At 54.3% G+C, this 7,753-nt stretch carries 8 protein-coding genes and 1 pseudogene; 3 read left to right on the top strand and 6 right to left on the bottom strand.

Annotation, left to right across the window (positions count from 1 at the left end):
* From RMSM_RS19120 to RMSM_RS19105, 4 genes and pseudogenes are all read right to left on the bottom strand, one after another.
* A pseudogene (locus RMSM_RS19120) lies at positions 1–421 on the bottom strand (hypothetical protein); the annotation flags it as partial.
* 133 nt (positions 422–554) lie between these two features.
* A complete protein-coding gene (locus tag RMSM_RS37125; protein ID WP_008699815.1) occupies positions 555–1,043 on the bottom strand; it encodes a hypothetical protein in 489 nt (162 codons plus the stop codon).
* Between the two features lie 120 nt (positions 1,044–1,163).
* Positions 1,164–1,904 carry a HisA/HisF-related TIM barrel protein gene (locus RMSM_RS19110; RefSeq protein ID WP_008699814.1) on the bottom strand — a complete coding sequence of 247 codons (741 nt, stop codon included), beginning with the start codon at positions 1,902–1,904 and terminating at the stop codon, positions 1,164–1,166.
* 15 nt (positions 1,905–1,919) lie between these two features.
* Positions 1,920–2,468: a DUF2617 family protein gene (locus RMSM_RS19105; protein WP_008699812.1), complete on the bottom strand. Its 549-nt coding sequence runs from the start codon at positions 2,466–2,468 to the stop codon at positions 1,920–1,922.
* A gap of 373 nt (positions 2,469–2,841) precedes the next feature.
* On the opposite strand from RMSM_RS19105, the gene RMSM_RS19100 reads away from it, so the two are divergent.
* Positions 2,842–3,420: an anthranilate synthase component II gene (locus tag RMSM_RS19100; RefSeq protein WP_008699811.1), complete on the top strand. Its 579-nt coding sequence runs from the start codon at positions 2,842–2,844 to the stop codon at positions 3,418–3,420.
* Positions 3,421–3,455: 35 nt separating this feature from the next.
* Positions 3,456–3,767, top strand: a complete 312-nt coding sequence (locus RMSM_RS19095) for a DUF167 domain-containing protein (protein WP_008699810.1) — start codon at positions 3,456–3,458, stop codon at positions 3,765–3,767.
* A gap of 146 nt (positions 3,768–3,913) precedes the next feature.
* Here RMSM_RS19095 and RMSM_RS19090 read toward each other — a convergent pair whose 3' ends face one another.
* Positions 3,914–6,085, bottom strand: a complete 2,172-nt coding sequence (locus RMSM_RS19090) for a Tex family protein (RefSeq protein WP_008699809.1) — start codon at positions 6,083–6,085, stop codon at positions 3,914–3,916.
* Positions 6,086–6,555: 470 nt separating this feature from the next.
* Positions 6,556–7,116 carry an ATP-dependent metallopeptidase FtsH/Yme1/Tma family protein gene (locus RMSM_RS19080; protein ID WP_008699807.1) on the bottom strand — a complete coding sequence of 187 codons (561 nt, stop codon included), beginning with the start codon at positions 7,114–7,116 and terminating at the stop codon, positions 6,556–6,558.
* A gap of 83 nt (positions 7,117–7,199) precedes the next feature.
* On the opposite strand from RMSM_RS19080, the gene RMSM_RS19075 reads away from it, so the two are divergent.
* The coding region (locus RMSM_RS19075) for a linear amide C-N hydrolase (RefSeq protein ID WP_144057778.1) at positions 7,200–7,753 on the top strand (554 nt) is incomplete at its 3' end.

Genomic DNA, 7,753 nt, shown 5'->3' with positions numbered 1-7,753 from the left:
TCAGCACCTGCAAACGCGACAACTCATCTTCGGACATGTCGTCGCTGCGATCGAATTCGACCATGTATTGCTGTAGCGGCGTGACACCGAAGACGTACTTGACCGGGAAATCTTCCATTTCACCGCTGGGGCCTTCGGTGTAGACCATGAACCGCTCGCCATCGCGGTACATGCGGTTGACCAAGCCATCGTGCTCGAACGTCACGTCGTTAAAATCGCCGAGCACGGTTTCCTCGGTGGCCACATCCATCGCTAAATCGTGATGCGATCCTTTGAACGCTTCGGCTTGGTCGCGGTGACAATCAATGCACGCGGTGCGACCGACATATTGAGCTTCGATTCCCGCTGGTTTTGCAGACCAATAATCGGCAAACACACCCCCGCCCAGCAGTAGGATCAATCCACCGATTGCAAACGGCAATATCGGACGGGTCTGTTTTGGGGCGGAGGGATGTTTTGGACAAAATTGACGTGGGGAACGAAAGAGCGGATGAGGAGGGAGGCTGATCGGCCACACTGTGAGCGAGCCAATCCATGATACGCAAAAATCGCCGCTATTGTTTTGTCGCAGGGGCATATTCACCGAGCAAACGCCACGCTTCATGCCTCATCTTTGCCACAAGTTCGGTTCGTGCCGAATCTCGGGGCTCGATTTCGCTCAGCAGACGGGCCGAACGCAACAGCGACTCCGCCGCACGGGCGTTGGCGTCTCGATCAATCCCCGCTGTTGCCGCAGGGGTTTCCAGTGCCGGGTCAAGCGAAGAGCCGTCCAAGATGCTGCCGCGTGATTTAATGATCCCAAGCACGTCGTCCAACAGCGGATCGGACGAATTGACGCCTTCGGGGGCCCCTTTCAAGGCACTGCGGATTTTCGATTCAATCGGGTTTGGCGTCGGACTCGGCTCGGCCGTCGTTTCCGTAGGCGTGGTTTCCTCGGGCGGAGTGGACGTCGGATCGAAGGGGGGCTGTGCAATCGAAACCCCCAACGTCACGATCAACAGTCCTGTGGCAAATACCGTGCGTCGCAAGGATGAGGAAAGCATGATCGGCTCATTTAATAAAACGAAATTCAGAACATGGTCGCCGGACGTCTCCGACGTCCGTGAATATCAGGCGTCGAAGAATATCCGACGTCGGAGACGTCGGGCGACATCGTGACATCGCTACGGATCCAACAACGCGGTGGCGACGAGACAGTGATCGCAGCCGGCGTCGAGCAATAGCTTAACGTCCGAGTCGTCTCGGATACCACCGCCCGAATAAAGTTTGACATCGGGCAAATGGCGTCGAATTCGCGAGCAAGTCCCGGCAATCGAAGGACCACGTGATGTTCCCACCGCCGCGACATCGAGGGCCACCACTCGCTCGATCCGCAGCTGTTGTGCGTGATTCATCCAATCACTTTCGGAATCATCGCCGCCTAGAAAATTCCCTTGGCGATAATCCATTCCAAGTGCAACCTGGGAAAAATCCAGCGATCCTTTGAAATGTTGCAGCGATGCGGCGCGGGGGGCACACTCGCTCGCCACGATCACAACCACATTGCGATTCTTTTGAACAAATTCTAACCACGACGCCACGGTCTCTAACTCGGGCAACCCGATGTCGATAAGGATTTCGTCGAGATCGCTGTGAGCACGAATCAGACGCTCGAGCAACTCGATTTGCGGCTGTCCGAGAACGATCGAGTCCAAATCGGCAATGTACAGTGATCGAATTCCCCGACGGCGGTAGTGGGCAACTAGCGTGAACGGGTCTCCGGCAGTCTGCCCGCCAATTGCTATCGGTTGGTAAGCTTGCCGGTTGCCGGCGATCGCGTGCACAGCAAACCCCGATTTCACATCGACCACTGCGACTATTTTCTCGCGAGTGGCTGCGTCCAACCAACAGCCGTTAGAAATCACGGAAGTGTGAACTCGTTATTTAGCGTTATCGCCGATCGAAAAGAGCGATTCGACTTTGACGATAGCATAATCGTCGGGGAAGGTATGAATGGCTTGAATTAGTACGCTCTTGCGACGCGTTTCGACGTTGACGTAGCTCAGAGCGCCCAATGCCATCCGGCCGCTGGCGTCAAATCGGTGCAGCAATCCCTCGGTTTGCCCGGTGCCCAATTGTTGTTGGACCATCCAAAACATGTCCGGAGACACCGGTTCCAACTGGAAATGGGTCTTGTATTGGACACCCCCACGGCACTCCGCTCGCTCGGTGCGGCTCCCCTTCAGGGGGCGTGATAGCAGGCAGCGGCGTTTGGGAAGCGGTTGTTGGGCGCTTGTGGCGACTTCGCAAATCGTCATCCCGGCGCCTCGCCAAGTGACGACGTGACCGCAATTAGTGATGTCGACCTGGACCTCGTAGTCCGTACGCTCGACACGACGTCGTTGATGCAGAGCGTAGAGCTCGGGGTGCAGCGAGCGACTGAACACGTGAAACGCCAATTCGGCGACTTTGGGGCGAACCGAAAGCATGAGAATTTATCTATGAAGAAGAACGCGAGTAAATAAATTTGTTGTCAAGACAGAATGTTCGAGCTCGTTGATACTCAATGAAAAAAATTTTCAGTAAGATATCGCCGACTTTGCTCTGCTCGGTCTTATGCCACTAACGTCTGTCGATACGTGTGAATCGCGTTTCGCCGTATTTCCACTCGCCCAGCGTTGTCGTGTCATGCTCATTATACGCTGTACAGTGTTTCCAACCAAAGAGCGTTTACGTGGATGACCACAAAGAATATTCTTTTTGTTTCGAGCCTTAATTTCCCATTGACAATTCGGCGTTTCTGAGCTTCCCACGTCCTGCGAATTTGCCCCTTTCATTCTTGCACCAAGTGTTCTCTGTACCATGGTTATCGTCATCGACAATTACGATTCATTCACTTACAACCTGGTCCAGAGGCTTGGTGAGATCGATGCTGCGATCGATGTTCGTGTGTTCCGCAACGACGAACTTTCGATCGATCAATTACAAGACTTGTCGCCATCGCGCGTGCTAATCTCACCGGGGCCTTGCACGCCCAACGAAGCAGGGGTCAGTGTCGAATGTGTGAAACAGTTTGCTGGAAAAGTACCGTTACTGGGTGTCTGTCTCGGCCATCAATCGATCGGCCAAGCCTATGGGGGCGAGATCGTTCGCGCACCGGAATTGATGCACGGTAAGACGGACAAAATCTTTCATGACGACGAGGGACTTTTCAAAGGCGTCGAGAACCCCTTTGTTGCAACACGTTACCACAGCTTGGTGATCGAGCCCTCGAGTTTGCCGGATGAACTGATCGCAAGTGCATGGACTGACACCGGAGGCAAGCGACAGATCATGGGAGTGCGGCACAAAGAATACAAACTCGAAGGGTGGCAGTTTCACCCCGAAAGCTTCCTGACGCAGCCGGGGATCGAACTGCTCAAGCGATTCCTGGCCTGGTAATCCGGATGCCGAATGCACGCGTCGGAGAATAGGCTGTGATCGGAATCAAACAACACGGCGACCATTGCACGATCGATGTGCATGTTACGCCCAAAGCAAAACAGGCTTCGATCGGAGGCTGTCACGATTCGGCGCTCCGTGTCTCGGTAACCGCGCCAGCCGATAAAGGAAAAGCGAACAAGGCGGTCGAGAAATCGATCGCAACCATCTTCGGCGTGGCCAAGTCCAATGTCGAAGTGGTCCGCGGGTCCACGTCGCGGCGCAAAACAGTGGCGATCGCCGGCGTTAGCGAAGCCGAAGTCCGTAAAAGACTCGATCCATTGTTATGTGATGACGCAGGGCGGTAGCAAGCACTGGTTCCCAGGCTCCCGTCTGGTAACCCGATGCATTGCAGGCTCCTGCTTGCCGAGCGGGGCAGGAAGAAAGGAGGCAGGAGCCTTCGGTGCAGTGCGTCCCCAGGCAGGAGCCGGGGGACGAGCGATGCAAAGAAAAGCTAAAACTTGCGCGTCACCGAGATGCGCTTGCGGGGCAGATCAATCTCCAGCACTTTGACCTTAGTGACATCCCCGACCGCCACGACCTCGTTGGGATCTTGCACAAACGTGTTGGCGAGCTGCGAAATGTGAATCAGCCCGTCTTGGTGCACGCCGATGTCGATGAACGCGCCAAAATGAGTGACGTTGGTGATCACGCCTTCGAGTACCATGCCGGGCTTTAGGTCCTCCATGCAGTTCACGCTGTCATCAAATTTCACCGCGCGAAATTCGCTGCGAGGGTCGCGGCCCGGTTTCGCCAACTCCGAAATGATATCGGCCACCGTGGGCAGACCAAATTGGTCGCTGACGAATTCGTTTGGCTTCAATTTCTGGCTCAGCGTTGCATTACCGACCAGCGAACGAGAGTCGGTCCCCAGCTTCTTTGCCATCTGACTGACCAGCACGTAGCTTTCCGGATGGACGGCGGAATTATCCAGTGGTTCATCGCCGCCGCGAATACGCAAAAATCCCGCCGCTTGCTCGAACGCCTTCTTCCCCAACTTTGGCACTTTGCTTAACTGCTTGCGATTGCCAAAGCGACCGTTCGTGTTGCGATACTCGACGATGTTCTCAGCCAACTTGGGGCCAATTCCCGCAACATAGGAAAGCAGCGGAACACTCGCCATATTCAAGTCCACGCCGACGCTATTCACGCAGGATTCGACCGTTCGATCGAGACATTTTCGAAGCTGGGTTTGGTTAACATCGTGCTGATACTGGCCTACGCCAATTGATTTCGGATCGGATTTCACCAACTCGGCAAGCGGATCTTGCAAGCGACGCGCGATGCTAATCGCACCGCGCACTGTGATGTCCAAATCGGGGAATTCCTTTGACGCCAATTCGCTCGCCGAATAGATCGATGCCCCCGCTTCGCTGACCATCACTTTGGTGACATCCAGTTTGTGTTGGCGAATCAGATCACCGACAAAGGAGTCGGTTTCCCGCGACGCCGTGCCGTTGCCGATCGCAATCAGCTCGACGTTGTACTTTTGGATTAGCGCCAACAACGATTTTCCTGCGGCAGCAGTATCGTTTTTGGGTGGCGTCGGATAGATGGTGGTGTTGGTCAAAAATTTTCCGGTTCCATCGACCACCGCGACTTTGCAACCGGTGCGAAAACCGGGGTCGATGCCAATCGTTACTCGCGGACCGGCCGGTGCACTCATCAGCAATTCACGCAGGTTTTTGCCAAACACTGCGATCGCTTCCTCGTCCGCCTTTTCCTTAAGCGTTTGCATCACGGTCGATTCGGTAGCGGGCATCAACAACCGCTGATAACAATCATCGACGGTTTGCAGCAGTTCGTTACGAAACTCGAAATCGCGATTGGGTACGAGCTTCGGCTTCAATTCCGCGACCACCTGCGAATCTTCTAGCTGGATTCCGACTTTCAATACGCCTTCGGATTCGCCACGCATCATCGCCAACAAACGGTGGCCAGGGATCTTCGCTGCCGATTCGTTGTGGTCGGTGTACAGTTCGAATTTTTCAGCTTGATCCTTCTTGCCTCGCTTGATCGACGAAGTGATCCGGCCTTGCGAGAAGGCTTTTTTCGTCATCCAAGTCCGCGTGTCCGCGTCTTCGGACCACTGCTCGGCCACGATATCCAGAGCACCCTTCAGTGCGGTGTCGGTATCAGGAACCTCTTTGGCCGCATTGACGAATGCTTTTAGCACATCGTCTTTTGATTTGCCGAGTTTGCTTTGGCTGAGCAGCAAATCGGCCAGCGGACCAAGGCCACGCTCTCGCGCGATGGTTGCTCGGGTACGCCGTTTTGGTTTGTAAGGCAAATAGATCGCTTCGAGTGTTTGCATGTCGGTGCAATCCTCGATCTGTTTGCGAAGGGCAGCGGTCAACAACCCTTGCTCGTCAATCGTTTTCAAAACAGTCACTTTGCGAGCCGCAAGCGCCGTCGCCTTTTCCAAGGCATCTTCGATCGCGCGTAAGGCAATTTCGTCAAGCCCGCCGGTGGCCTCTTTGCGATAGCGAGCGATAAAAGGAATCGTATTACCAGCGTCGAGCAATTCAACCGCTGACTGAACCTGTTTTAGTGGCAATGACAGCTCTTTTGCGATCGCTTTGGTCGCAGCATCGATATCAAACACGTTTTCCGTTTTCGTAGCCATCCGGTTTCTCAATGAAATGTTTTGTCGATTTTGTCAGCAATTGCTTTGTCGCAGCGAATAAAGCGACTCGTCGCGGAAGCCGTTGAAACTTTCGTCGAATCCGCCGAACGAAACGTGTTTCACGCGCAAGTCTGGTTTCCTGCGATTTCGCCGCGGCCAAAGCACTCGGCGCGGATTCTAGCTCGCGGACTGGCGGGTGTCATTAGCATCTTGAGCCCACTCGATTTTCACGCTTTGTACCTAGAAATCAGACGGAGTGAAAAATACCTGACCGACCTGTCGGCTTGTTGAATTGGTTTGCCTTTAGAATGCTTCGTTTAACCGTTAGCCGATTGGCATACGCTAACGGATGCGAGTACGCCTGTCGGCTGACTGTTAAACGATTTAGTCAACAAGCCGTTGACGGCTTCCGTAACGAGATGCATACACAACGCTACAAAAAACGTCCAACGTCGAGTAAGACTCCCGGGTTAGCGATCTTGCTGCTTGACGGCCATGTTAAAAAAATGGCGAACAGCCCGACCGCTGATCGTGACTTTCGAAAGCAGTTCTTGAGCAATCAGCTTGATCGCTTGTGCATGCCCTTCGTCGCTGAGAATATGGGCGGTTTTGTCGACGAGGCGTCGTTCAATCCGCTCCATTTGCTGTTGCGTCCCAGGCCGTGTATGCAGCAGTCGGCGAGCGGTTCGCAGATCTTGTGCGGCTCCCGATTCGCAGTATTCGCCGGTGATAATCGCTTCGGCGACCATTCCTGCAAACAGAATCAACACCTCGTCCTCGAGCCAATCTCGAGTCGACTTGGTCCGTCCCTTTTGAATTTTGCAGGCCCCCAGTCGTACTCCCTCGACTTGCATCCGCCGGGGCGAAATCGTGACTTTATCGATTGGCCGACCCAACGACAGCGCCATCACAGCGTGCCCTGCTTCGTGATAGGCCGTCGCGATCAACGCGGGACTCGGGTTTCGCTGCGACTCGTGATCCGTGTCTTCTTCGTGATCCGAATTTTGGCCAGGCGATGGTTCTTGTTTCATTCCTGTAGTGTATCGGACATAATGCGTTTAACAAACGCGTCACGCCATCGTCCCACTTATCTAATGCCAATCAGGTTTTAGCCATGAAATCATGGAACATTCGAACTTCGATCTTGCTTGCCCTCGTTATCTGGATGCCATCGATGGGGGCGAGAAACGTCGCGGATGCCTGTACGGTGATGCGATTTTCGTTCGGGGGGCATATCGTCGTCGCTCGCAATCATGATTGGATGTTCGGCGAAGGTTTGCTGGTAGTGAATCCGCGAGGCCTTCAAAAGCAAGCAATTTCGCCAGTCCAGCCTGCCAAATGGGTGTCCAGCTACGGCAGCGTCTCCTTCGTGCAATTCGGTCGCGAAATCCCGTTTGCCGGAATGAACGAAAAAGGATTGACCGTCGATCTGCTACAACTGCATCAAGCCGAGTTCCCCCTGGTCGAATCCGGCAAACATTCAGTAAACGTGGTCCAGTGGGTGCAGTATCAACTCGACACCGCCGCGTCAGTATCCGACGTGATCGACAGTCTGGAGAAGATCTATCCGACGCCGATGGTCCCCAGCATCGAACGTGTTCATTACTTCGTCACCGATGCAGCGGGCGATGTCGCGACGATTGAGTTTCTGGACGGCAAAGCCAACGT

Origin of the sequence: Rhodopirellula maiorica SM1 (assembly GCF_000346295.1) — a bacterium.
Lineage (GTDB): Bacteria > Planctomycetota > Planctomycetia > Pirellulales > Pirellulaceae > Novipirellula > Novipirellula maiorica.
This window is presented reverse-complemented; position numbering and strand designations above follow the sequence as displayed.